Origin of the sequence: Shewanella sp. c952 (assembly GCF_019654975.1) — a bacterium.
Classification (GTDB): Bacteria; Pseudomonadota; Gammaproteobacteria; order Enterobacterales; family Shewanellaceae; genus Shewanella.
The window spans coordinates 1-24,670 of the sequence record NZ_BPEW01000050.1 but is presented as its reverse complement, the minus strand read 5'-3'; the positions used below and the strand labels follow the sequence as shown (position 1 = coordinate 24,670).

The 24,670-nt window shown below is 42.5% G+C and carries 21 protein-coding genes, 3 pseudogenes and 1 riboswitch; of the genes and pseudogenes, 14 read left to right on the top strand and 10 right to left on the bottom strand.

Annotation, left to right across the window (positions count from 1 at the left end):
- The first annotated feature begins 643 nt into the window (after window positions 1-643).
- Window positions 644-1,666, top strand: coding sequence for an alpha/beta hydrolase (locus tag K5R16_RS20700; protein ID WP_259649967.1), 1,023 nt, complete (start codon window positions 644-646; stop codon window positions 1,664-1,666).
- A gap of 176 nt (window positions 1,667-1,842) precedes the next feature.
- Entirely contained in the window at window positions 1,843-2,886 is a 1,044-nt protein-coding gene (locus K5R16_RS20695; RefSeq protein ID WP_259649966.1) for an NAD(P)/FAD-dependent oxidoreductase, read from the top strand.
- Window positions 2,887-3,013: 127 nt separating this feature from the next.
- Here the strand turns inward: K5R16_RS20695 and K5R16_RS20690 are convergent, their stop codons facing one another.
- The 4 genes and pseudogenes from K5R16_RS20690 to K5R16_RS22540 form a co-directional block, all read right to left on the bottom strand.
- Window positions 3,014-3,211 carry a hypothetical protein gene (locus K5R16_RS20690; protein ID WP_220740119.1) on the bottom strand — a complete coding sequence of 66 codons (198 nt, stop codon included), beginning with the start codon at window positions 3,209-3,211 and terminating at the stop codon, window positions 3,014-3,016.
- An 89-nt stretch (window positions 3,212-3,300) separates the two neighbouring features.
- Window positions 3,301-3,660: a hypothetical protein gene (locus K5R16_RS20685; RefSeq protein WP_220740117.1), complete on the bottom strand. Its 360-nt coding sequence runs from the start codon at window positions 3,658-3,660 to the stop codon at window positions 3,301-3,303.
- Window positions 3,661-3,969: 309 nt separating this feature from the next.
- A pseudogene (locus K5R16_RS20680) lies at window positions 3,970-4,398 on the bottom strand (class I SAM-dependent methyltransferase); the annotation flags it as partial.
- 20 nt (window positions 4,399-4,418) lie between these two features.
- A complete protein-coding gene (locus tag K5R16_RS22540; RefSeq protein ID WP_259649965.1) occupies window positions 4,419-4,568 on the bottom strand; it encodes a hypothetical protein in 150 nt (49 codons plus the stop codon).
- A 237-nt stretch (window positions 4,569-4,805) separates the two neighbouring features.
- On the opposite strand from K5R16_RS22540, the gene K5R16_RS20675 reads away from it, so the two are divergent.
- Window positions 4,806-5,015, top strand: coding sequence for a MerR family DNA-binding transcriptional regulator (locus tag K5R16_RS20675; RefSeq protein ID WP_220740115.1), 210 nt, complete (start codon window positions 4,806-4,808; stop codon window positions 5,013-5,015).
- A 75-nt stretch (window positions 5,016-5,090) separates the two neighbouring features.
- Here K5R16_RS20675 and K5R16_RS20670 read toward each other — a convergent pair whose 3' ends face one another.
- Genes K5R16_RS20670 through K5R16_RS20660 form a run of 3 tightly spaced genes read right to left on the bottom strand, consistent with a single transcriptional unit; the run spans window position 5,091 to window position 6,980 of the window.
- Window positions 5,091-5,867 carry a haloacid dehalogenase type II gene (locus K5R16_RS20670; RefSeq protein ID WP_259649964.1) on the bottom strand — a complete coding sequence of 259 codons (777 nt, stop codon included), beginning with the start codon at window positions 5,865-5,867 and terminating at the stop codon, window positions 5,091-5,093.
- A gap of 11 nt (window positions 5,868-5,878) precedes the next feature.
- Window positions 5,879-6,571 carry a cytochrome c biogenesis CcdA family protein gene (locus K5R16_RS20665; protein ID WP_220740113.1) on the bottom strand — a complete coding sequence of 231 codons (693 nt, stop codon included), beginning with the start codon at window positions 6,569-6,571 and terminating at the stop codon, window positions 5,879-5,881.
- Window position 6,572: 1 nt separating this feature from the next.
- Window positions 6,573-6,980 carry a thioredoxin family protein gene (locus K5R16_RS20660; protein WP_220740111.1) on the bottom strand — a complete coding sequence of 136 codons (408 nt, stop codon included), beginning with the start codon at window positions 6,978-6,980 and terminating at the stop codon, window positions 6,573-6,575.
- A gap of 103 nt (window positions 6,981-7,083) precedes the next feature.
- Here K5R16_RS20660 and K5R16_RS20655 point away from each other — a divergent pair, with 103 nt between their 5' ends.
- Entirely contained in the window at window positions 7,084-7,971 is an 888-nt protein-coding gene (locus tag K5R16_RS20655) for a LysR family transcriptional regulator (protein WP_220740109.1), read from the top strand.
- A gap of 279 nt (window positions 7,972-8,250) precedes the next feature.
- Here the strand turns inward: K5R16_RS20655 and K5R16_RS20650 are convergent.
- Window positions 8,251-8,448: pseudogene (locus K5R16_RS20650) on the bottom strand (vitamin B12 dependent-methionine synthase activation domain-containing protein); the annotation flags it as partial.
- A gap of 203 nt (window positions 8,449-8,651) precedes the next feature.
- Between K5R16_RS20650 and K5R16_RS20645 the strand changes: the two are divergent.
- The gene (locus tag K5R16_RS20645) at window positions 8,652-10,253 is read left to right on the top strand and encodes a hypothetical protein (RefSeq protein ID WP_220740107.1); all 1,602 of its coding nucleotides are present in this window, start codon (window positions 8,652-8,654) and stop codon (window positions 10,251-10,253) included.
- On the opposite strand, the pseudogene K5R16_RS20640 reads toward K5R16_RS20645, so the two are convergent.
- Together K5R16_RS20640 and metH are read right to left on the bottom strand one after the other, a co-directional pair.
- A pseudogene (locus K5R16_RS20640) lies at window positions 10,250-10,416 on the bottom strand (IS4 family transposase); the annotation flags it as partial. The gene K5R16_RS20645 and the pseudogene K5R16_RS20640 sit on opposite strands and share 4 nt — an antisense overlap.
- Window positions 10,417-11,453: 1,037 nt before the next feature.
- Complete coding sequence (gene metH, locus K5R16_RS20635; RefSeq protein ID WP_220740105.1) at window positions 11,454-15,197, bottom strand: methionine synthase; 3,744 nt, start codon at window positions 15,195-15,197, stop codon at window positions 11,454-11,456.
- Window positions 15,198-15,440: 243 nt separating this feature from the next.
- Between metH and K5R16_RS20630 the strand changes: the two genes are divergently transcribed.
- The 9 genes from K5R16_RS20630 to K5R16_RS20590 all read left to right on the top strand — a co-directional run bounded on the left by K5R16_RS20630 (window position 15,441) and on the right by K5R16_RS20590 (window position 24,473).
- Window positions 15,441-16,076, top strand: a complete 636-nt coding sequence (locus tag K5R16_RS20630) for a histidine phosphatase family protein (RefSeq protein ID WP_220740103.1) — start codon at window positions 15,441-15,443, stop codon at window positions 16,074-16,076.
- An 83-nt stretch (window positions 16,077-16,159) separates the two neighbouring features.
- Window positions 16,160-16,308: riboswitch (cobalamin riboswitch) on the top strand.
- A 56-nt stretch (window positions 16,309-16,364) separates the two neighbouring features.
- Complete coding sequence (locus K5R16_RS20625) at window positions 16,365-17,204, top strand: ABC transporter ATP-binding protein (protein ID WP_220740101.1); 840 nt, start codon at window positions 16,365-16,367, stop codon at window positions 17,202-17,204.
- A complete protein-coding gene (locus tag K5R16_RS20620; protein ID WP_220740099.1) occupies window positions 17,197-18,246 on the top strand; it encodes an iron ABC transporter permease in 1,050 nt (349 codons plus the stop codon). The genes K5R16_RS20625 and K5R16_RS20620 overlap by 8 nt, the downstream gene beginning before the upstream one ends.
- A 52-nt stretch (window positions 18,247-18,298) precedes the next feature.
- Complete coding sequence (gene cobT / locus K5R16_RS20615; RefSeq protein WP_220740097.1) at window positions 18,299-19,327, top strand: nicotinate-nucleotide--dimethylbenzimidazole phosphoribosyltransferase; 1,029 nt, start codon at window positions 18,299-18,301, stop codon at window positions 19,325-19,327.
- On the top strand, window positions 19,327-20,106 hold the full coding sequence (locus tag K5R16_RS20610; protein WP_220740095.1) for an adenosylcobinamide-GDP ribazoletransferase: 780 nt from the start codon (window positions 19,327-19,329) through the stop codon (window positions 20,104-20,106). The genes cobT and K5R16_RS20610 overlap by 1 nt, the downstream gene beginning before the upstream one ends.
- Window positions 20,103-20,654 carry a bifunctional adenosylcobinamide kinase/adenosylcobinamide-phosphate guanylyltransferase gene (gene cobU / locus K5R16_RS20605; RefSeq protein ID WP_220740094.1) on the top strand — a complete coding sequence of 184 codons (552 nt, stop codon included), beginning with the start codon at window positions 20,103-20,105 and terminating at the stop codon, window positions 20,652-20,654. The genes K5R16_RS20610 and cobU overlap by 4 nt, the downstream gene beginning before the upstream one ends.
- A 64-nt stretch (window positions 20,655-20,718) precedes the next feature.
- Complete coding sequence (locus K5R16_RS20600) at window positions 20,719-22,275, top strand: cobyric acid synthase (protein WP_220740121.1); 1,557 nt, start codon at window positions 20,719-20,721, stop codon at window positions 22,273-22,275.
- Window positions 22,276-22,325: 50 nt separating this feature from the next.
- Entirely contained in the window at window positions 22,326-22,967 is a 642-nt protein-coding gene (gene cobO, locus K5R16_RS20595) for a cob(I)yrinic acid a,c-diamide adenosyltransferase (RefSeq protein WP_220740092.1), read from the top strand.
- 627 nt (window positions 22,968-23,594) lie between these two features.
- Complete coding sequence (locus tag K5R16_RS20590; protein ID WP_220740090.1) at window positions 23,595-24,473, top strand: LysR substrate-binding domain-containing protein; 879 nt, start codon at window positions 23,595-23,597, stop codon at window positions 24,471-24,473.
- Window positions 24,474-24,670 lie beyond the last annotated feature (197 nt).

Sequence of the window (24,670 nt, the reverse complement as noted above, 5' to 3'; positions counted from 1 at the left end):
GGGTAATCCTAATGCTTTATTAAAGCTAAATCAGAGTCGTGTTATTGAAACTATATAATCTCTCTGTAAATAGATAAGAAGTAGAATGTTTCGCTCTGCTTTTTCTTTAATAAGATGCCTTAGCCGTTAAGTAAATTACGAAATAGTTAATTAGATACTTTATAGTAACTTTTAATTAACTGTGTTGAATTGTATCGGCTTCAATATTAATGGTCGTGATCAGCTTCACACATAACGCGTTACAAATGGATACGTATTGGTTGCAAAAGAACACTTTCGAGATGCAGTGACAAAATCTTAGTGTTTACAATGGGTAATGGAATTAATGAGCGGTGAGATTAGATGTTATCTGTTTTTACTGTAATTCGTTGACCGTTTATCATTATTTATAATGGATTTTTAAATGAAATTATCAGCTAATATACTTACTGCTGATGTAGTAATGCTTAACACAAAGTTTAGAATGTCGATGTTTTTATAATATTTCCAATACTTGCGCCCGCTAATAAATAGTTCTCTAGATAGCCTATAGCTCAGTGTATACATGCTATGGTGTAAACAGATGGATTGAGTCAATTGTATTTGTGAATATGAGTATTATTATGTCTTGACTGTTTTCGTTAAACTTTATAGGGAGAGTAAAGTGAACAAATTATCGAATATATTACTGACTGCAATCTTAAGCAGTTTTTTGCTGTTTACTTTTAGCATAAAAGCTAATGGGGCTATCGTGGATGATAATAAGCCCAGCGATTTTTTTTCCCTTAATGAAATAAAAAAAGTCCCCGCTGCCACAGTTCCTCCACTGGAGTTTATCGCAGCCAGTGATGGAGAGACACTGGCGTTTCGCAGTTATATTCCTAAAAATCCCAAAGCGATGGTGGTTTTTTATCATGGGGCGGGCGCTCATAGTGGCCTAATCTATCCACATGTTGGCGTGGGGCTGCGTGATGGTTATAACATTGCCGTATTGACTCCAGATATTCGTGGCCACGGTTCATCATCTGGCCCTAGAGGTGACGCTCCTGAACCCGCGCAGGTTTGGCAAGATATCAACAGCATCATCGAACATGTGCGTAAACGCTACCCTCATTTACCGCTTTACTTGGCTGGACACTCTTCAGGTGCAGGGCTAATCCTTAACTACTCAAGCTGGGAGCAACAAAAGAGTACTGCTGGTTACTTCTTTGTGGCCCCTTATTTAGGCTTTCGCTCAGAGACTGAACATGATGAACCCAAGCTGTATTCCTTTAGCTCTGTCAGTGTTTACCCGTTTGTGATCAATGCTATGAGTGGTGGCTTATTTATGGGGCATTCAAAGGCTGTTCAATATCATTTTCCGCAGCAAGTGCTGGATAATAATCCCAAAATTGTATCTTTCAATACGGTTAATATGTCTAACGCACTGACTCCTGAAGCGCCAGATGAACAGCTGCAACAACTGCAAAGTTACGACTTATGGATTGGTGATAAGGATGAAGCGTTTGATGCGAGCAAGGTTATTGCATTTGCTGAGGCTAATCGGCCAAGGCTTGCTGGAAGTTCTTTAGAAAAATTAGCTGATGAAAATCACTTTTCTATTTTACTCGATATTCACCAATATATTGGCGATGCAATTCAGCAGCAAACACATGAGCGTAAAGCTGCGGCTAAAACACAGCAATAACAGCAAAAGTAATAATGGCTAGCTATTTGCGATTCATAACGTCTTGAATAACAGGTTAAATAAGCCAATGTTTACACTCGTGCCTATACTTCATTTACCGCAACGGTCAGGTTCAGAGTTAATATTCTGTTAGAATAGCGCACATAATAAAAACAATATGCACGCATTTGGGAACCATGAAAGAATTTATCATTATCGGCGCAGGTCAGTCTGGGCTATCTATGGCTTACAACTTATCAAAAAATAACAAAGATTACCTAGTTTTAGACGCCAACGAACATATTGGTGCACCTTGGCTAAAACGTTGGGATTCACTAAAGCTTTTCACCCCAGCTGAATACAATCACCTTCCTGGAATGCCATTTCCATTCCCTAAAGGCTATTACCCCAATAAATATGAAGTTGCTGATTACTTAAAAAGCTATGTCGATAAATTTTCGATGCCAATTGAGTTCAATCAAAAAATTAGTTCTGTAAAGAAAGTGGATGGCATTTTTGAAATCACCAGTGATAGCGCAAGTTATAAAGCTAAGCAGCTGATTATTGCGACCGGCCCGTTTCATACACCCTATACGCCAGCGTGCCATGTGGATATTGCTACGAATATCACGCAATTGCATAGCGAAAATTATAAGAGCCCAGAGCAGTTGCAAGATGGTGATTGCTTGGTGGTTGGAGCGGGTGATTCTGGGGTGCAAATTTTATCGGAGATTGCCGAAACTGGGCGCAAAGTGCACTTTTCTGGCACTGATAAAATTGCTGCTATTCCGCAATCATTCCTAGGTAAAACACTTTGGTGGTGGTTCACTAAAATCGGCTTTTTATCGGTTTCCCGCTTTAGCAAAATAGGCCAATGGCTTAGCAAGGGCGTACAGCCCGTTATTGGTACTGATGTGAAGTCCTTGCTAGCAAAAGACAATGTTATTCATATGGGGAGGACTTTGTCCGCAGATGAAAGCAGCATCAAGTTTCAAAAAGGCAGCGTGAGTAGCATTAAGAATGTCATTTGGGCGACAGGATTTAAACCTAATTTCTTTTGGATTGAAGATATCTCTTTTGATGAAATGAACTACCCGAGTAACTATCGCGGCGTGAGTAATGACGTCGATGGCCTCTATTTCATTGGCTTGCCTTGGTTATATACCCGCGGCTCTGCAACCTTAGGCGGTGTTTGGAAAGATGCCAAATACTTGATGAGCCATATTTTGGAGCAGCGCTAAAGCGCTTAGCGTTAGAAGGGCTGCAGTTGTTTATGGTGTTTTCTGAGGTGTCAATAAGCAGGTAGATAGATAATCATGAGCTGATTTTTCATTCCATCAGCTCATGAGACATATTAACGGGGCAATGCTAGTTCATCTGGCAGTTAGTACCTGAAGCACTCACACATTGTCTAAATTGGACTAGGCATTGTCTAGCACCATTTTCCTGCATTAAGCAGTCGTCAAACTGATTCGCACATTGCTGACAGCTCATTGCATAAGCTGATGCGGCGATAGATAGCCCCAATCCAATTAAACCCACTTTTGCTATATTTTTAAATTTCATATCAAATCCTTTGAATGTGAATAGCCTATATTGGCACTGGTTAAGCTATTGCTAAATTATGTCCATCGCAATAGCCTAAAAGCATGACTTTAGCTGGGCTGACTTTCTTGGTCTTTTAGTTTGGCATTATACGACTCTACGATGGCGCGTAGCGGTAAAGATTTTATTTGCGAAATGAGTAAGCTGATAAGTTGAATCACCGCTACTGAGATAAACAGTGACCCCATAAAAAGGCTTTGTGTTTGTAATAAATATATTCCATAGCCACATAAATAAGCGATTGTAATACTTAGGTAAGTATCTTTATCTGATAGCCGAAATCGGTTTAAGGCTATGTCCCATTTGATATGTGCGGAGTTAGTGAGTCCACCAAGCTTAACCTTAAGCTGGTCATTTTTTAATTCAGTTCTATAGCCATTCAACTGGATCTCTTTTTGTAAGTTTTCCACCGTATCAATATCCGTATTAATTTTTCGTGATTTAAGGTGGGTAAAATAACAGCCTTTCTACGTTGTAACAAACATACATACAGACGATTACCGTTTATAGGCTCGACAATGAAATTGTTATTAAATCATCTGCTTCATTAGATGAAATTGAAAGTGAGTGCCAATGAAGTGTTTTTGTTGTATTGAAGGTGGGGATATTTGGCGATATATCGACAGATTCAGCTTGTGAATGGCAAGAGCTTTGAGTGTTCAATTGCACTTGCCAATAAAGTGACTTCGTGGGGCTACATGATGTTAACCATCACACCGTTAGCAAACCTTGGTTGCGACTGCTTGTACCACGTAGCCTAGTCCTGTGTGGTACTTACCCTCATGAACTTCTCGTTGTAACTCTTGTAAGTACACGAGCGGTGGCTGAGTTATCTCGCGCATAAGAGACTGCTTTGTCTGTAAGACATCTATGCATTTTCCTCCACCAGTATTTAGCTGAACCTGCCTTGGTGTGTAGGCTTCAACAAGAAAACAGCCCTCCTTTTTAAGTGCTCTATTTAGCTTTGAATAAACACTTTGCCGAATGGAGGAGGGGAGCGGACAAAAAATAGAAATTATGCCGTCCCATTGGTTTTCACCTAAATCATAGTTTGCTAAGTCTGCATGGATGGTGTCGATGGAAACATTATTTAGCTTTGCCAGTTTCTTGGCTTTGTTAAGGCCAACTAATGAAGAGTCTATGGCGGTTACACTGTATCCGACCTTCGCTAGAAAAACGGCATTGCGCCCCTCTCCTCTCCCTCTCCTAAGCTCAAGACTCTACCTTTGGGGATCACTGAGTAATTGTCTTTTAAAAAATCGTTCACTTGTGTGCCATATGCATATTCTGAGTCGCGATAGCGTTGATCCCACATCATTTTATCTCCATTTTCTTTTGTTAAAAAGTGACGTTTTATAGCCGTTAGCTAGTAAATTAAGCGATAAATCATGTAGTTGGTAAACTCCTTCAAGGTTACTGAAAACATGTTTCTAGGCCTGACTTGGTATTGAACCTACAGGTCGCTGACAACATTTACCCAGTCAACAAAACTTGATATTGATTGGTATTCATTACATGCTACAAGCTCAAGTCAGCTTGAGGTCAAGGACAAATAATGGATATAGGGAAAGTTTCAAAAATATCTAAATTGCCTGTTTCAACGATTCGCTATTACGAGGAAAAAGGGCTCATTCGTGCTATTGGACGTAATGGCTTAAGGCATGCCGCAGCATGTAAGGCGAGTAATCATTTAGCGTGCCCAAAGTTCCTGCGTTACCTCAAGGTGGCGGGTTACCGCAGTTATCGCCCTAAAAATAGCTTCTGATAAGAAACTGAAAGCAACATGCTCTGCAGCTATGTTGCTTTCAAGGGGGTTAGCCGTTGGTATGACCGTTGTAAACTATGGCTTCTTCCTTGCTGATAATTGCTCTGCTAGGCTGAGTATATCGCTAGCCACATAATCCGCTTTTTCAAACAATTCGAATTGGTATTTGCCTGGTCGCTGGATAAACGCAGTTTGCATGCCCGCTTTGGAAGCACCCGCTATATCCCATGCATGCGCTGCAACTAACATAGATTGCTTAGCATCGACATCCATTTGCTCTAACGCCCACTGGTAGACTCTTAAGTCTGGCTTAAAAATTTGTACGCTTTGTACTGTGAGGGATTTATCGAAGTATTGCGTTAACTTGGCATTTTGCAGTTGGCTTTTAATTCCGGCATCAGATGAGTTTGTCAGTGTGACGAGTTTAACTCCCATAGCTTTTAAGCGCTTAAGTCCCTGGATGACATCTTGATGAGGTTGTAAATCTCCAAAAGGAACCTGAATAGCTTGTTTGGCCTCGGCTTGTGTTAGTGCAATATGGTGCTGTTGGGCAACAAGTTGCAGTGCAGCAACGCCGATATCACTAAAGTGATGATAATCATCGATAGCATTACTTACTAATGAGTAATGCAGCATCGTTGTGAACCAACTTGCGACTAAGTCATCGCGACCATCTAAAGCTTTAGTGACAGACAGTGCGACGTTACCGAGATCTAACAGGGTTTCGTTTACATCGAAGAAAATGACTTTGGGGAGCTCGCGTGGCGGCTGTTTGACTGACTCTGCGGCAATGGTGGTCGATGACATAAGTGTAACTCCAATCAATACAATGGCAGAAAGGTTAAGTTTCATGCTGTTCCCTATTAAATGTTGTAGAGCCATTCCGGCATGATCTCTAAGGCGAGAGCCTCGAGTGTTCGGTCAAAACCAGTAAATATTGTGAGCGACAGAATGATGAGAGATAACCCCATAATCTTTTTCGCAATTAATCCACCGTTTAACCATTTCCCGATAGAGTTCTTCATCAATAGGCTGAATCCAACTAATGGAATCGCGGTACCAACGCCAAAAGCTAGCATCACCATAAAGGCACTTAGCATGCTTTGCCCTGTTGAGGCTAATGCGATAGCGGCTCCTAAAGTGGGTCCGACACATGGTAGCCATACAAGCCCTAAAGAGGCCCCAACAGCAAACTGTGTCATGACTCCACTGCCATTAACGTTGTGGCTAGGGAGTTTACTTGTCAGCAGAGATAGCTTTAATGTTAACCACTCGCCCGCCTTAGGAACTAGAATGGTTATCGCTATGGCTAACAGCAAAGTCGCTGAAAAATAGCGCAGCACCTCCGGAGACAAACCTAAGCTTATCAGTGCAAAAGTTAACACCGTACCTGCGAATGCAAATGATAGGCTTAAGCCCAAGGCTAGTGTGACAATGCCTTTTCGAGAGCTTTGTACGGCAGAGCTGGCAACAACCGGGATCATCGGTAATACACAAGGAGATAGCAGGCTAAGTATGCCTGCTAAAAAAGCCAATGGTATGGCGAATGTATCCATATCACATACTCACTGAGTTTAGGGCTGAGAATATTTTCTGCTCACGGGTTTCAGCGACACTGAACCAAACTTGCTCTTTGCCTTTATAGAGATACAAGCTTGATTGACGTGGAGCTTTAAAGTATTTAACCCATTCTTTTTGCTCATCAAAATCAACTACTAGTACTTTTATCTTACTGTTCGGGTGGGCATTGAAGTAATCATTCAGTACCTGTTGTTGCTTTTTACAGGTTGGACACCAAGTGGCATATATATCAACTAGAAAGGTCTCATCTTTTGCTTGAAGTTGATCAAACGTAGTTTTGTCAAAAGGGATTTTTTCAAAGCTATTTGCATGAGCGGATAGGCTAAGAAATAGGGATGCTGCTATCGCAATGACTGCGGTTTTTAATAATTTCAATGATGGCATGTGATGCTCTCCGTGGTTAGTTTAGGAAAGCATAAATGAGTTCGCTTTTTCATTTAATAGTATTTAAATTAGAAGTTCTTTCAAAAAAGAATTGAAAATAACGATGAAATTTTTTGACGTGAAGGTATTTGTCCTTGCTTGTGAACTTAAGAATCTTTCAGCTGTCGCCAGAGAGCTTTCTATAACTCCAGCTGCAACAAGTGCAGCTTTAAAACGGCTTGAATCAGAGTTGAACACTCGGTTATTACAACGTTCAACTCGAAGCTTAACATTGACTCAAAGTGGGGCTGATTTTCTGCCTTATGCACGCAAATCTTTGGAAAATTTGGATGTGGGGCGCCAAGCCATTTCTGGGGAGGAGTTAAGAGGGAATATTACGCTATCTGTGCCTTCTGACTTAGGTCGTAATACGCTGTTAACTCATTTAATAGCATTCCAAGAAAAGTTTCCAGAGATAAAACTAACAGTCAAAGTGAGTGATAAGTATGCTGATTTTTACTCGCAGAATTTAGACGCTTCGATACGGTATGGAGAGCCGGAAGATTCTGCACTGGTTTGCCTGCCCATTATACGTAACGCTAAGCGAGAATTGTGTGCTTCTCCTGAATATTTACAGCAGTTTGGTACCCCAACCAAGCCAGAAGAGCTGATAAATCATAATTGTTTACATTTTTCTGGTGATGACACTTTGTCCAGCCATTGGCGATTTTACAAAGATTTAAGCACGATTTCAGTGAAAGTAAGTGGCAGTCACGTGTCAGATAATGGCGATTACCTACGTCTGTTAGCCCTAAAAGGGGTGGGTATCACCTACAAAACCGGTTTAGACGTGCAGCAAGATATTGCAGAAGGACGGTTAATTTCTCTACTTCCTAAATATAAGAAAGAAAACTCGCCATTGAATATGGTGGTCGCACATCGAAAAAGTTACGACAGTAATTTGGTTGCACTTCGAGAGTTTCTTGTTGAGAGATTATTGAAAGAGGAGTAAACGGAGTTAAATGTAAAAATAGAGGGATATATCAGCACCGTATTGCCCATTTACTCGTATTCGCTACAGGCAAGGAGTTCTTTTTCTATAAGTCAGATTTATATCTTGCCGCTGGATACATGAGCCTACTCAGCGAGATTGCTTCGTTTTAAAGGGTTTAGCGAGGCTGCGTGGCATTGATAAAAGAGGAAAATGCTTTCCCTTTTTAGCGAGTGCAAGATGAGAGCTTGCACTCTGTGGGAGAGCAAATAAGTTTGCTCTCCCACTTAACGTGGTACTTTACTCAGGATCATAATCCAAAACTGGCATTAACCAACGCTCAGTCTCTTCGATGCTCATCCCTTTACGCTTGGCGTAATCTTCTACCTGATCGCGACCAATATTGGTCACGCCAAAGTAGCGTGATTTAGGGTGAGCAAAATACGAACCTGATACCGCAGCGGTTGGGAACATAGCATAGCTTTCGGTGATATTAAGGCTATAACTCCATTTGCCTAATTATTCAAACTCAATTCTTTCAATTCTTCCTAAATAACTTCTGGGTGCCCACTTATCTAGTTGATTTATTTGAATTTCACTTAATTTTAATTTTTTTTGCGTAGTAAGTTTATTGCCTTATTGTGTTATAATACTAGCCGACGGTTCTTTGGTTCTTGATTTTTTATATAAAGGGATTTTGTATGTTTAGGCTGGTACTGTGGTTTTTATTAGTTGTTTTTTTGCTAGGGTGTGGAGGAGGGGATTCTGTTAGCGTTCCTGAAAAAACCGGTATTCCACCGGAAACAACAGTCAGCAATACTATAGAAGGCCGATGGGTATTAGCTCCTCTTGATGGTAGATGTACAGAGACTTATCAATTTAACAGCGACCTTACTTGGGAAATGACCTTCAACGACCAAGTTTCAAGAGGAACCTACCAGTTTCAAGAACAAGTCAATGAAGGAGATATGCATTCTTTAACATTCAACATTACGAGCCATGCCCCAAATCCTTGTGGCCGTGGTTCTGCAATCATTGATTCGGTAGGTTTGCCTCCATTTTATTTTGTTAGCTTTCCTGAAAAAAATGAAATGAGCTGGTTTAGAGCTGCTGAGGGAGTTGAGTCTGTTGGTGATTTTGTCATGGAGGTTAGTGCTTCGAGCTCATCGCCTAAAGCTTTTAATCGTGGCGATTTAGTCTCTTTTCAAGCTCAAACCGAATTAGAGGCTGGTTCTTTTACAGAGTTGCTAAATAGGCCTGGCAGTATTTCTAATTCGTCGGAAGGAGAAATGAGTTGGGTGGCTAAGCAGGCAAGGGGTGAAGTTGATTTACTTCTTTCTAAGAGAACTCATACCGCGGCGACTACGAGACAGGGCCATGATGGTATTGCTGTGGCTAACTTTATATCAAAGCAAGTAAAAAATCAGCGACTAATAGCTAAAGGGCAAGTCATAACACTCTTAAATATGCCAAGGGAAGAGTATATTCAGCAATGGGATAATCCTTCTTATATGGTTCCTAATAAAGTAACCTGTTATGATTTTAATCAAAATGGGTTGCATAATATTATTGCTATGACGACAGATAAAGTTATATCAATTGACTCGTTAACCAATGAATCTGAGTTTGTTTTACCTATCGAGTTATTTGAGCAGGTATATGGGACACAATTCGTTGATTTTGTAATCGATGACTTAGATAACGATGGTGATGCTGATATCGTATTGCTTCTTTCCTGCGGTAACTGTCATTTTGATTTTAAAGGCGTTATTTTGGTATGGGATACAGGTTCTCAATCGATTAGTTATCAGCACAATTTGCTATCCCAATCCAGTCGTATAAAAATTGGCAGCGTAACAGGAGATGGTACAAAGCAAATCGTTTTAAATAGTGGTGTTGTGTTTGATGTAGGTTTAAATATGCTTGAGTGGCATTACAGCCTAGATTTTCATAGCAAGTCCCTTGGTGAGTTGTTTATATTGGCAGACATTGATAGCGATAATACTGATGAGATAATTCTATTTGAACCTAAAGATCAGTATGTCGATAATAATATTAAAATCATCAAATACGGTATAGACACTCCGATTGAAAAGCTAATGTTACCAGCGCCCATTTGCAGTTTACGTGTAGCAAGCCCCGATATTGATAACGATAAGATTTTACTTACTGGATCATGTGTAGATGACAAGCTAACAGCCTACTCTGCAACAGATATGAAGTTTCTGTGGAATATGTCAACTTTTTCTAGCTCGAGTATAAAGATAAAGGCGTCAGAGCCTGAGGGCTCTCCACTAATTTAGTAGGATGTTTGTGGCGCGTTGACTAAATATTGTTGAGACGCATTTGTCGACTGCCGATGCGATTTCAACAGTTTATAATACCTATCTTTGTATGCTCTCAAACCTATAAATAGGTGGAGAGCACGTTGCGGTGCTTTATTTAATTAGCTTGATATTGCCGGTAAACACTCCTTTTAGCTTTAAAACAGTTAGTTTGCTTCAATAAATCAAATTTACCCTCCATCACTCGATAATCTATCGCTTTAGGATATTGAAAATGAATGTATCGCTAAAAGGTCAATCCAGAGAGGTATGATTTTGATTTAACATGGCTGGCTTTGCTTTATCTTTTTTACAAAAGAGAGTATATGGTCATAAAGTTAGAACAACGTCAAATTAGAGATTAATTCGTTGAAATTCGTTCATGGTCTTTCTTGAATATTCTGCGCCTTACCTAATATCAGTTATGCCTGCGCGGCTGTTGAAAAAGTACCTTTCAATTAAAAAATAGATAAAAAGTGTTACACCCATTATAAGGACAAGGGTAGGAGAGTTATCATTTGCTGAAAATAGCATAGACATGTCCATCTTGGTTGTTACTAGGTATAGCAGGATAAAAGCCGGGGGAATTGCTATAAAGGTTACCTTATAACTAAGGTAGTCCTTTCTTAGTGCTACGCAAAAGAGCATGAAGCCAGTTCCGGTAAAGCCTATATACAGCTGACCGTCTGGTAGTGTTGCTGTAATAGCTGCTCCAATTATGACAGTAAAAGTGACTGTAGTGAGCAAAATATACTTCTGCTCTTTCCCTGTCTTCAGCAAAAAATAGAGAAAATAAAAACCTAATATTTGAGTGAAAAGATGGGGTAGGTTGCTACTACCAAAAATGTATAACAATAGCCGCCAAATCTCGCTTCACGATTTAAGCCTGTAAAGCTATTTAAGGATAATGTATAAAAGAAGATTGTAGCTAAAGCAAAGTAAAAAACAGGGTTTATAGCTATTTTTGAGATAATGTTCTTCATTAGTATATCCGTATTATAGTGAAACTGCTTCCGTTCAGTGGTATGAAGTGTAGTTGATACTTAAAGGTATCAATATTTACTTATATTGCCTGCTTCTTATTCTGCATAGGTAACTTAAGGAATAAGTTTTTCGTTAAAAACCGTCAATGTAGCATTAGCCAAAATCTGACGGCTTTTAGATTAATGTTGTTAACCCTTACTCAGGATCATAATCCAAAACTGGCATTAACCAACGCTCAGTCTCTTCGATGCTCATCCCTTTACGCTCGGCGTAATCTTCTACCTGATCGCGACCAATATTGGTCACGCCAAAGTAACGTGATTTAGGGTGGGCAAAATACCAACCTGAAACCGCTGCGGTTGGAAACATAGCATAGCTTTCGGTGATATTAAGACCGATAGTTTCATCTGGCTTTAATAAATCCCACAGCAGGCCTTTTTCGGTGTGATCCGGGCAAGCAGGGTAACCCGGTGCAGGACGAATACCTTTGTACTTTTCACGAATAAGCGCTTCGTTATCAAGAGTTTCATCGCTAGCATAACCCCAGAACTCTTTACGTACGCGCTCATGCATACGCTCGGCAAAAGCTTCAGCTAAACGGTCGGCCAAACATTTGAGCATAATGGCGCTGTAATCATCGTGATCCGCTTCAAAACGTGCCACGTGTTCATCAATACCATGACCTGCAGTGACCGCAAAACCGCCCATGTAATCGGCAACGCCTGAGTCTTTTGGCGCAACAAAATCAGCTAAACAGAAGTTATCGTTACCCACACGCTCAATCTGCATTCGTAGGTGATGAGTGGTCATCTCAAGCTCGCTGCGAGTTTCATCGGTGTATAGCTCGATATCATCATGGTTAACAGTATTGGCTGGGAACAGCCCGATAACGGCTTTGGCAGTGAGCCACTTTTCACTGATGATCTTTTCCAGCATCGCTCTACCATCACTAAACAGTTTACGCGCCTCAATACCGACAACTTCATCATCTAAAATGCGTGGGAAATGACCATGTAATTCCCAGCTTCTAAAGAAGGGGGTCCAATCGATACGTTCAACTAAATCTTCGAGTGGGTAGTCATCAAAGATTTGGCGTCCAAGTTGATTCGGCACGAATGGTGTGTAGTTTTCCCAGTCATGCTGACAACGGTTTTCACGGGCTGCGTCGATAGAGGTGATGATTTTACGCTTGGTTTGCGACAAACGCTTTTCGCGCATCACATCATACTCTTGATAAGCTTCATCAATCGTTGCCTGGCGTGTTTGGTTGTTAATTAACTTCGACACCATAGGTACGGCGCGTGAAGCATCGGCGATATAGATAGCACCTTCAGGTGAGTGCGGTGCAATCTTTACAGCAGTATGGATTTTAGAACAGGTAGCACCGCCTATAATCGATGGAATGGTTAAGCCCGCTTTATGGAAGCTCTTAACGTTATGTACCATCTCGTCTAGACTCGGGGTGATTAGCCCTGACATGCCAATAATGTCGACGTTCTCAGCCTTGGCCACTTCGATAATCTTTTCAACCGGCACCATGACACCTAAATCAATCACTTCATAGCCGTTACAAGCCAGTACAACGCCAACGATATTTTTGCCAATATCATGGACGTCGCCCTTAACCGTCACCATTAAAATCTTGCCGTTGGACTGGCCGGGAACTTTTTCAAGTTCAATATAAGGGTTGAGGTAAGCAACGGCTTTTTTCATCACTCGAGCAGATTTAACCACTTGTGGCAGGAACATTTTGCCTGAGCCAAATAGGTCACCGACGATATTCATGCCATCCATTAACGGCCCTTCAATTACATCCAGTGGCCGACTGGCCTGTGCGCGAGCCTCTTCAGTGTCTTCATCAATAAAATCTGTAATGCCTTTTACTAATGCATGAGCTAACCGCTCATTAACCGGTTTTGTGCGCCACTCTAAATCTTCTTTCTTGGCGACTTGGCTACCGTCACCACGGAACTTTTCAGCCACTTCGAGTAGCAATTCAGTATTACTTGAGTCGTTAACGGTGCATGGCAAGTTCTGCACAATGGCTTCGACCCGCGCTTTAAGCTCTGGATCTATATCATCGTATATCGCCAGTTGCCCAGCGTTAACAATCCCCATGTCCATACCAGCTTGAATGGCGTGGTACAGGAATACCGCATGAATCGCTTCACGTACCGGGTTATTACCACGGAACGAGAATGACACGTTGGAGACACCGCCGGAGATCATTGCGTGGGGCAGGGTGCGTTTTATCTCTGCGGTGGCTTCTATAAAGTCGACGGCGTAGTTGTCGTGCTCTTCAATACCGGTAGCAATGGCAAAGATATTCGGGTCAAAGATAATGTCTTCTGGCGGGAAGCCCACTTTATCGACCAACACATTATAAGCGCGGGTGCATATTTCGATTTTGCGCGCTTTAGTGTCCGCTTGGCCTACTTCATCAAATGCCATCACAATGGCAGCTGCGCCGTAGCGTTTCACCAATGTGGCTTGTTCAATAAACTTCTCTTCGCCCTCTTTAAGCGAAATAGAGTTAACGATGCCTTTACCTTGAATACATTTAAGGCCAGCTTCAATCACCTCCCACTTCGAGGAGTCAATCATAATAGGCACACGAGAAATATCTGGCTCAGAGGCTATAAGGTTAAGAAACTTGTGCATGGTTTCGGCGCCATCGAGCATGCCTTCATCCATGTTGATATCGATGATCTGCGCGCCGTTTTCAACTTGATCACGGGCAACACTGAGCGCTTCTTCATATTCGCCGGTTTTAATCAGGCGTAAAAACTTAGCCGAGCCTGTAACGTTAGTGCGCTCACCGACGTTTAGAAATAGTGAGTTTTCATCAATAGTCAGTGGCTCAAGCCCTGATAGGCGGCAAGCCACAGGTATATCAGGCAGCTTTCGAGCTGGATGTTCAATAACGGCTTCGCGGATGGCACGGATGTGAGCAGGCGTTGTACCACAACAACCGCCGATAACATTTAAGAACCCCTCCTGAGCCCACTCTTCGATCACTTCGCTCATTTGCTTAGGTGTTTCGTCATAACCACCAAACTCATTGGGCAGACCAGCATTAGGATGTGCTGAGACAAAACACTCTGATATTTTTGATAACTCTTCTACATATGGGCGTAGCTCTTTTGGCCCTAATGCACAGTTAAGTCCAATAGTTAGCGGCTTTACGTGACGTAGTGAGTTGTAGAAAGCTTCAGTCGTTTGTCCGGTAAGTGTGCGACCTGAGGCATCGGTAATGGTGCCTGAGATCATAATGGGTAGGCGGAAACCTTGGGTGTCATATACGGTTTCTATGGCAAATAGCGCGGCTTTTGCGTTGAGGGTATCAAAGATGGTCTCAACCATAATGATGTCGCTGCCACCGGCAACCAATGCATTGATTGACTCAATATAGGCTTCAACTAGCTCGTCAAAACTAACGTTACGGTAACCTGGATCGTTAACATCAGGGCTGATTGAACAAGTACGGTTGGTCGGGCCAAGCACACCTGCAACATAACATTGCCGGCCAGTTTCTGCTTCAACTTCATTGGCAGCTTCACGTGCAAGGCGAGCGCCCTGTAAATTTATCTCCGCCGAATGTGCCTGCATATCGTAATCAGCCATGGCGATGCGGGTAGCATTAAAGGTGTTGGTTTCGATAATGTCGGAGCCAGCCAAAAAGTAATCTTTATGGATCTGCTTAATAGCTTCTGGCTGAGTGAGCACCAACATGTCGTTGTTGCCCTTTACATCACAATGCCAGTCTTTGAACTGTTCACCGCGAAACTGATCCTCTTCAAATTTGCGATCTTGGATCATGGTGCCCATTGCACCATCAAGCAGTAGGATCCCTTCCTCTAACTTTTTAGTCAGTACTGCTAAAACCTTGTCGGCAGTATCTTGGGTGTGCGGGATTGGGCTCAGGGTATGTGTTGCCATAAAAAATTCCTACCAAATACAGAGTCGCAAAATATAAATTCAGTTACCTTGTCCATTCTTATCAACTAAAAGCTAGCATTACTAGGCTAAGTTATTTTATGTTTGGACATTCATACGTATAGACGTCCATAATACGTGAGTCGTTAGCGAAAGTGCAACCCCTAAAACCTGATACTTTTTCACTTGGAATAGGTGATGGTTTACTTGTAAGTAGTTGATAAATATAATTGGTTGGGTTAATAAGTGCTGAACACTAAGGTTGTTTTACTGCGTCATGGTGCCTGCGAAGGCGGCAATGTTTTACGTGGCCATACGGATGTTGTGCTGAGTTTAGCTGGAAAAGAGCAGCTAAATGTGGCGTTTTCGACACTTGAAAATAGTAAAACCTGTAATTTGGCTAAAAACAGCACGGCGGATCTGGTGGTGAGTTCACCATTATTGCGCTGCTCAGAGCCTGCTCAAGCTTTTGCCATGCAGCACAATATAGATTTTGTTGAACAGCCTGGCTTTATGGAGCTTAATTTTGGCGATTGGGATGGGCAGCTTTTCAGCGAGCTTTATCAGCAATTTGCTGAACAGCTAGATAGCTATTGGGCAAACCCATGGCAACATACGCCGCCAAATGGCGAAACAATGCAAGCTTTTGAATCTAGAATCGATAATGCTTGGGACGCGTTACTTGAGCAACATAAAGGCAAAGTCATTGTGCTGCTGACCCATGGCGGAGTGATTAGGCACTTAATGGCAAAATCACTCGGGCTAATACAGTGTGCAGGGATCTACAGTGCACTAAAACTGCCCTATGCCGCTACTGTGGTTATCGATGTGTTAGACGATGGCAACCAGCGTTATTTAACCCTTAATTGGGGACTTGAATAGCGAGTAATTGATCAAGTGCAATGCCTTATTGGCTTTGCATGATAAACTGCCAAATTATTACCTCAAAAATGAGGTAAACAACACGATTTTTATTTGAGTTAGGTGCCTAATCGCACAAATTGGGAACCGGTGGCCGAATATGGCTAATAAGTCCGGACTGTACCCGCAACTGTATGGGAGTGAAATATTTTTCCTCCCAAGTCAGATACCAGCCTAACTGAACCATACTGAATAACTTGAGCGGGCGTCTCAAGGGAGTTTATTAGCACATGCTTTGCAGTTTATTGAATGTCTAGTCAGGCATCAGAAACAGTACTTACTGTTCGCGGCTTAGGCTGGAAATTAAATGGCCAGTCCATATTATCAGATATTGAATTTAGTTTAGCTAAAGGCCAGATGCTGGGGATTATTGGTCCCAATGGCGCGGGTAAATCGAGCTTACTGCGCTGTCTCTATCGCTTTATCAAACCTACAAGCGGTGAAATTCATTTATTTGGTCAACCGATCTCTGTGCTATCTGCAAAGGCGTTTGCTCAGCAGATTGCTGTGGTGCTACAAGATACACCGCATCATTTTGAGATGACCACTTCTCAGCTTGTTAATCTTGGTTTGACGCCGCATAAAAGTGCGTTTGAATTCACCAATGCTGATGATCGAGACGTTGTCGCTCAGGCTTTAATTAAAGTGGGCTTGGCAGATAAAGCTAACCAAGCTTATGAAAGCTTATCAGGTGGCGAGAAACAGCGAGCGCTCATCGCTCGTGCGATTGTTCAGCGGCCACAGTTGTTGATTTTGGATGAGCCAACAAACCATCTTGATATACGCTATCAAATCCAAACGTTAGAGTTACTGCACACGCTTAATATTACGGTTATCACCTCTATTCATGATCTCAATCTCGCCAGCGCCTTGTGCGATGAGCTATTGCTGCTTGATAACGGACACTGTTTGGCAAAAGGCTCGCCCAAAGCAGTGTTAACGGAGCAACGTATTGCTGAAGTGTTCGATGTCTGCTGTGAGGTAAGGCCGCACCCGCAACATGGTAACCCGCTTATCAGCTATTTCTACGGCTATGACCCGCGCAGTAAAACGCACCAGGATGAAGGTGACGGAGCGACTAATGCCTAACTCTTTAGCCGTTACAGCACAGACAAAATGGCAGCAGTCTTATCAATGGCTACTGCTAATAGCGCTCTTGTTGATAGGGATTGTCACGCCATTTGCTGCAACCAGTTTCGGTGCAGCAAATATCTCTGCGAACGATGTGTTACAGGTCTTTGCTCACAAAATTCTCGGACTAGGTGAGAACCAAGGTGTTACTGAACGCATTATTTGGGAGCTAAGGTTACCGCGTGTGATATTAGCGTTTATTGCCGGAGCTGGTCTGTCGATTGCGGGCAGCGTGTTGCAAACCGTGACTCGTAATCCATTGGCAGACCCTTATCTATTTGGCATATCCTCCGGTGCGTCCTTTGGTGCGGTGGTGGTTTTAACCCTATTTAGCCAAAGTATATTGTGGCTAAGCTTACCTCTTGGTGCATTTATTGGTGCCAGTTTGTCGGTATTAATGGTACTGAGTTTGTGTGGTCGTAATTTATCAACCCAGGTCGAGCGGATGCTGTTATCTGGTGTCGCTATTTCATTTATGTTCGGCGCTATGGCAAGTTTACTGCTGTATTTTTCGAGTCCTCAGGCTGCTGCTTCAGTGCTTTTTTGGAGCTTAGGTAGCTTTGCTAAAGCCAGTTGGACAGGGTTAATTCTACCCGCGATTATAGTGTCGATTTGTACGCTAGTTATTCTGTTATTTAAGAGGCAGATCATAGCGATGCGAGCTGGAGATGAGACCGCGCACACTTTAGGGATAAACGTTGGACGCTTACGTTTATCTATGTTGTTACTGTGCTCGCTCATCACGGCGATATTAGTCGCAAATTGTGGTGGCATAGGTTTTATCGGTTTAATGGTGCCTCATACGGTGCGTTTACTTTTCCCTGGTCGCTACCCGTTGCTGTTAACAGCAGCGATAGGCGGGCTATTTATGGTTTGGGTGGATGTACTGGCACGTACATTATTGAGCTATCAAGAATTACCCGTTGGGATTATCACCGCGGTGATGGGAAGTATATTTTTCCTGTTTATTTTAGGCAGCCGAAGTGCAAAACGCACTTAATGAGGTTGCAGTTTAATTTATCCCTTTTGGGATGTTGGGAGCAAAAGGTTAGATGTTTAATATAAAGCCATTGGGTTCAGAGTTTGATGAAGCAATTCAACAGAAAATTGACACAAAAACTAAACCATTAGGCGCGCTTGGCGATCTAGAAGGACTCGCAGTACAAGTTGCAAAAGTCTTAGGTAAAGACAGCCCACAGATCAATAACCCCAAAATGATGGTCTTTGCCGCTGATCATGGCATTGCGGATTCTGGTGTATCAATAGCACCAAGTGAAGTTACAGCGCAAATGGTCAGAAATTTCATGGCGGGTGGGGCGGCAATTAACGTGTTTACCCGCCAAGTTGGCTTAGAGCTTGAAGTGATAGATTGTGGTGTTTTGCAGCCCTTCGAAAGTGAGAGTGGTGTTATTGATCAGCGTTTAGGTGCTGGGACTGGCCCCATTCATAAGCGTGCAGCGATGACACTTGGAGCGGTAAAACAGGGTTTTGATATGGCCACAGCTCGCATTCAACAGCATCACCAAAATGGCTGTAACCTGATAGCGCTTGGCGAAATGGGGATTGGCAATACCTCTGCTGCTGCAGCGATTATGTCGGTGTTAACTGGGATCCCTGCAACCGATTGTGTTGGCCGCGGCACGGGAATCGATGCTGCCACATTTAAGCGTAAACAGATGTTGGTAGAGCAAGCTATATTGTTGCACCACAGTGAGCTTGATGATCCTATGCAGATTTTAGCTTGCATTGGTGGCTTTGAAATTGTGCAGATGACAGGGGCTATTCTCGCTGCCGCTGAGCGCGGCATGTTAGTGGTCATTGATGGTTTTATTGCATCGGCTGCAGCGCTTGTGGCGATAAGTATTAATGTCGATTGCCGTGACTATATGATCTTCTCTCATCAGTCTGATGAGAAGGGCCATTACTTGATGCTCGAATTTATGCAGGCCAAACCTTTACTGAATCTTGGCTTAAAACTCGGTGAAGGCACGGGCGCAGCGTTAGCATTTCCGTTAATTCAAGCTGCGGTTAATTTTTACAACGAGATGGCAAGTTTTGAAGACGCAGGGATAGAGATCTAATGGCACCTTGGCGGCAACAGCTCAATCTGTTTTTTATCGCAATGGGGTTCTTTACACGGATCCCAATGCCCAGATGGATTGAAGTCGATGCTGAGAAGCTGAATCAGGCCAGCCGCTATTTTGGTTTGGTGGGCACGCTTATTGGTGTGCTCAGCGCTTTAGTTTATAGCTTGATGTTGCCGTGGGTGTCGCCAAGTATTGCGATTATCTTCGCCATGATTGCTAGCGTGTTATTAACTGGCGGATTTCATGAAGATGGTTTGGCTGATACTGCCGACGGTTTAGGTGGTGGCTGGACGGTTGAAGCTAAACTTAGCATCATGAAAGACTCTCGACTTGGCAGTTATGGTGCATTGGCACTGCTATTATGTTTGTTGCTCAAATGGCAACTGCTCAGTGAGCTGGCGCTATTTGACCCTAGTAGCGTCAGTCTTGCGCTAATTCTTGGTCATACCTTAAGCCGTGTAGTTGCATCGAGCCTTATCTTTTCTGAGCAGTATGTTTCCGATGATGCCAGCAGTAAAAGTAAGCCGCTGGCGATGCAGCAAAGTATCAACGAACTGTCGATTTTACTGGCTACAGCGGTAATTTCGTTATTGCTAATATCATTTGTGCAAGCTTTAGTGCTTATCTCGGGTCTATTGATTGTACGGATTGCATTAGCGCGGTGGTTTAACAAACAAATTGGCGGCTACACCGGTGATACGCTTGGGGCGACTCAGCAAATTGCCGAAGTCGTTTGTTACTTGTTACTACTCATTGTAGGAGCGTCTTGGTGATCCATTTAGTACTCGGTGGCGCGCGCAGTGGTAAGAGTAGTTTTGCTGAATCACAAGTGATGCAACGTGTGTCTGATAATAAAAACAAAAAAGGAAGCCGTCAGTTAGAGTGTCTTTACTTTGCGACTGCAGAGGCATTAGACACTGAGATGGCAGCACGTATCGTACAGCATCAATCTAAACGGCAAAAAGAAGCCCTTGATTGGTGCACAATTGAGTCTCCACTCGCTCTGTCCGCTGCATTAAAGCGTAATGTGCAGCAAAGCAGCCTAGTACTGGTTGATTGCTTAACCTTGTGGTTAACCAACCATTTGCTGCAAGCAACAGATAATTGGCAAGTTACAAAAGCCGAGTTTTTACAGACCATCGCCGAGTTACCTGGTGAAATAATTTTGGTCAGTAATGAAGTCGGCTGTGGTGTTGTACCAATGGGAGAGATCAGCCGCCGCTTTGTGGATGAAGCAGGTTGGCTACATCAAGATATAGCTGCAATTGCTGACAGAGTGACTTTGGTTACAGCGGGCTTACCTTTGCGACTTAAAGGTTAGGAGAATCGTTTTGTCGACTTTAGAAAGCAAAAACAAAAATCATAATAAGCAAGCTAAGGTGTTGATGGTACAAGGTACAACCTCGGATGCAGGTAAGAGTACCTTGGTGGCAGGTTTGTGCCGCTTGTTTGTTCGCCAAGGTTATAAAGTGGCTCCCTTTAAACCACAAAATATGGCGCTCAATAGCGCGGTCACTATTGATGGTGGCGAAATTGGTCGAGCCCAAGCTTTGCAAGCCGTGGCTTGTTATCTAGAACCCCAAATCGACTTCAACCCCATTTTATTAAAGCCTAGTTCAGATACTGGCTCGCAAGTTATCGTCCACGGTAAAGCGTTGATGAAAATGGAGGCTGAAGATTACTTTGGTAAAAATGCTCAAGGTTACCGCGTTAAAGCGATGGCAGCGGTTAAGGAGTCTTTCAAGCGCTTAAGCGATGACTATCAAATGTTGTTTGTTGAAGGCGCAGGTAGCCCCGCAGAGGTAAACCTGCGCGAGGGTGATATTGCCAATATGGGCTTTGCCGAAGAGGTCGACTGCCCTGTTATCATTATTGCAGACATCGACAAAGGCGGTGTATTCGCGCATTTAGTTGGTACGTTGGCACTATTAAGTGAGTCGGAACAAACACGAGTAAAGGGCTTTGTGATTAACCGTTTTCGCGGCGATATCGGCCTATTGCAGTCGGGTTTGGACTGGTTAGAAAGCTATACTCAAAAACCGGTATTAGCTGTATTACCCTACCTGCACGATCTGCATTTGGATGCTGAAGACGCACTGATCGCCGCGCCAGATAAAAGTACAGACACCAAACTTAAGGTGCTGGTGTTGGTATTACCTCGTATTAGTAACCATACCGATTTTGATCCACTAAGGCTCAATCCTCAAATCGAATTTGATTATGTATCATTGCAAACTCAATCTCAGAAGCATGCGCAAGACAAAGGCCAACAGAGCCATTCTAGTTTACCGCCAGCGGATTTGATTATTGTCCCTGGTAGCAAAAATGTTCGCGCCGATCTGGATTTTATTCGCGAGCAAGGCTGGGATAAAGAGATAGAAAAGCACCTTCGCTATGGCGGTAAGGTGCTTGGGATCTGCGGCGGCTATCAAATGCTTGGACATCTGATTGACGATCCAGAGGGTATTGAAGATAACGCTGGAAGCAGTGAAGGACTAGGTTTACTGCCTGTGGTCACGGAACTAACAAGCGACAAGGTGTTGTTGCAAGTAGAGGGCGTACTGTCGCTGTTAGGGAAGCAAGCAGAGGTTAAAGGTTATGAAATTCATTGTGGTCGCTCTAACTCGCTGATGAAATTGGAACAACCATTAACGCTAACACGACGAACCAAAGATAATCAGCAAAACGAGTCTACAGCAGTAAAACGCTGGCAGACTGAAGGCATGCTATCTGCTGATAATCAAATTTTTGGTACTTACATGCATGGCCTGTTTGACTCACCGCAAGCTTGCCAATTGTTACTGCAGTGGGCGGGAATGCAAGATGCTAATAGTATTGATGTCGACCAAATAAGAGAGCAACAGCTGGACCGTTTAGCTGACGTGCTTGAGCAACACTTAGATGTTGAAGCCTTGACTGATATATGGAAAAAATCGACTTAAATGATGTGCCAATATAAATGCGCAAATAACCCTACGCACAAGGATATGTAATGAGTGATTCAAAGCAAGCTGATAATGGCGAGAGCAAATCAGCAGAAGCAGTAAAAGCTGAGCGACATAAAGCGCGCCAACAACGAGTCAAAGAGGGCGTAGATGCCAAGATTGCTAGAGCAACAGAAGAGAAAGGTATTCTTCTGGTGTTAACTGGTAACGGTAAAGGTAAGTCTACATCGGGTTTTGGTACCGTCGCGCGCGCCGTTGGCCATGGTAAAAAAGCGGCTGTAGTGCAGTTTATTAAAGGCAACTGGGAGTGCGGTGAGCGCACTCTATTAGAAGGTGCCGGAGTCGATTTCCATGTCATGGGTACAGGCTTTACTTGGGAAACCCAAGACCGCGAAAAAGATACTGCAGCGGCAGTAAAAGCTTGGGATGCTGCCGAGAAGCTACTGCAAGATGAGAGCTTAGATTTGGTGATGTTAGACGAGCTAACTTACATGGTGAGCTACCACTATCTAGATGTAGAACGTGTGATTAAGGCGCTAGAAAACCGCCCTAAGATGCAGCATGTGATTGTAACTGGGCGAGCGTGTCATCGAGCGATTATCGAGATAGCTGATACTGTGAGTGAAGTGCAGCCGATAAAGCATGCGTTTGAGGCAGGGGTTAAAGCTCAGCCCGGTTTCGATTACTAAATTTCTGCCTGCTAGCTTCTGTAGCGTTATTGTCTGCGCTTTCTCACCCAATCACATACTACTCGTATGCTCATGGGCTGAGAAAGCTTGACGGCTTAGCTACAGCAGCAATCAGTTTGAAATTACTTTCTTAGCCTTCTTTGTTATGGCGTTATTGTCGGCACTTTTCCACCCCATCCCATATAAAGCATATGCTCAAGGGCTGGAAAATTTTGACGGCTTAGCCACAACTTCGAATGCTGTGAAATATCGCTAAATGTTGGTGTGTCACTTAATCATTGAGCCTTCAGCGGCTTGTAATAAAGAGCCGTATGCTCATGGTGTTGTTTCTGAGAAAGCTTGACGGCTTAGCTACAAAAGCAATCAGTTTGAAATTACTTTCTTCGTCTTCTTTGTTGTGGCGTTATTGTTGACATTTTTCCACCTCATCATGGAGCCTTCATCGGCTCATGGTACTTTTGGGGAAAATTTTGACGGATTAGCCACAACTTTGGCTGCTGTGAAGTATCGCTAAAAACGGACAGTTTAGTGGTTATAATGCTATGAAATATCTTTAAATATTGATGGCTTACAGGATCTGTTCTAAACTGAAAATTAACGTAGTTATGCTAAGTTAAGGAAGGTTTAGTGAAAACTCATTTAGATGATTTGTACCTATTCTGCTTGATAGTTGAACATGGTAGCGTAAAAAAAACTCACGAAATTACCGGGCTTCCTATATCGACCATTAGCAGACGCTTAGGCCTATTAGAAGAGAGTTTGTCTCTGAACCTCATGATACGAGGAAATCACACACTCAAGCCAACCAATATTGGTCAAAGATACTATGATTCGTTACAACCAGTTTTTGAGCAAATAATATTTAAGAAAAATTCGTTAGAGGAAGAAAATGAATTGGTTTTTGGCCATATATCATTAGCCGTTCCTGCAAGTTTATATTCAAGCTATTTTCATAATCCAATCAACAACTTTTTGCGTAAATATAGAAATGTAAATATGTCAGTGCAATTGGAATTTATAAAGGATCTCATCATTCCTGATAATATTGATATTGCAATAATTATTGGCGAAATCCAAGATAAGGATATAATTGCACGAAAGATATCAGAAGTAAAAATGGTGCTTGTAAGTACCCCAAGTTACATTAACTCACAAAGACCGCTTTCGTCACCCGAACAACTAAAGCAATGGGATTATATCGCAGCAACTCCATATACTAGTTTGGATATTAATAACAAACAGTATAAAGTTAAACCCAAGATGTTACTTTCAGATATGAGTTCTGTTATTACGACTGTTTTAGATGACACTGGATTTTCATATGTGCCACTATATTCTGTCCAGGAATATTTATTGGATAATAAACTAGAGTTACTATTTCCCGATTCGGTATGCAAGACGCTAGATGTTTATTTAGTCTATCATAATAGGAAACAGCCATTAGCTCACAAAAAAATGGTTAACTTCATTGTTGATTCACTAAAAACTGAGGGGGTACCTTATTGATTTTTAATTGAAATCTCAATAAGCATGAGTTCAAGTGTTAGTTAGTTATCAATGGCTTGAGGTTTAGATACTACTGGCTGGCACTAGTGGTTTCACCAATAGTTATAAACTCAATACTTCAAATTTTTATCATGTGAATGGGAGGATGTATTATCATTTCCACTCTGACTTTTAACATAATTATTTTTAACTTTTCT